Here is a 1,033-nt window from a genome sequence, read left to right as displayed (position 1 = left end):
TCAAAATGAGCTGTCGGAACAGAGGCTCCACGGCTCTGCGCAATTTCGAAAAAGACAACGGACGGGGATCGACTGACCCATAACCACCATAAATTGCCCGCTTTACCCTCAACATGTTCAAATATTTTCCAGCGACTTTCATCGTTGTGAAACAAGTCCTCTTCTGTGACTTGATGTTGGTAAAGGGCTTCGTAAACCGGCTGGAATAATTTTGCCAGACTTTGTAATCCACCGGAAATGGTTCCCGGCGAAATGGGGAGTCCCAAACCGGCATAATCGTTTATAAGGCGATTGGTTGGCTGACTGTGCAGGTATTTATTGAGCAGCACAGACTCCCAGATTGAAACTCCGTATGGGCTGCGGGGTAGAACCGTAGGCGGCATGGGCGCTGTGACTGTGGCAGGAACTCCTTTGCATGAACAGTTTTTTTTCATATGCTGACGTGAAATTACCCGTTTATAGGCCTTCACCTCAACTTCAATGATTTGAGCTTCCCGGCTTTCATCAGGGATGTAGGCTTCACCGCATACAGAGCATGCCGGAGGTTCTGGGAAATTACGCTCTTCTTTTTTCTCGGGGAGGTTGGGTCGATTTGTACGGCCATGCCCCTTACTTCCAGGCTGCTGACCACGAGGTTTTTTGGGTTTGGAGGGTTTTGATTGGGCCTCGTTTTTACCGGAGGTTTCTTTTTCGCTTTTTTTCCCAAACAGGCGATGAGTTAAATCACGAATTTTTGCTTTCAGTTCTTTTACTTCCTGCTTTAACTTCTCCTCTCGTAAGCGGGCCTTTTCATGCATGCGTTTCCAATAGCCCACGTCTCTTTTGAGTTCATGGTACTCTTTTGATGATACCAGTATCTGAGCGGCGGATTGATCAAACAACTCAACGACCTGGAGAGTTGTTTCAGGGCTTACTAATGAGGGGGATATGTTGCAGGAAGTTTTCATAGGTCGAATCACCAAAAATAATATGGATTGTTCCGAACTTTATAAAAAAATATATCCATTTTTCGACAAGTCAAGACTAAGCCGAA

1 protein-coding gene is annotated in these 1,033 nt (G+C 45.8%); it reads right to left on the bottom strand.

Annotation, left to right across the window (positions count from 1 at the left end):
* Nucleotides 1-881 (bottom strand): IS66 family transposase (locus tag MTBBW1_RS27195; protein WP_222424202.1); only part of this gene is annotated, 881 nt, incomplete at its 3' end.
* Nucleotides 882-1,033 lie beyond the last annotated feature (152 nt).

Source organism: Desulfamplus magnetovallimortis, from assembly GCF_900170035.1.
Taxonomy (GTDB): domain Bacteria; phylum Desulfobacterota; class Desulfobacteria; order Desulfobacterales; family Desulfobacteraceae; genus Desulfamplus; species Desulfamplus magnetovallimortis.
The sequence above is the reverse complement of the archived record's forward strand: the minus strand, read 5'-3'. Positions and strand labels throughout refer to the sequence as shown.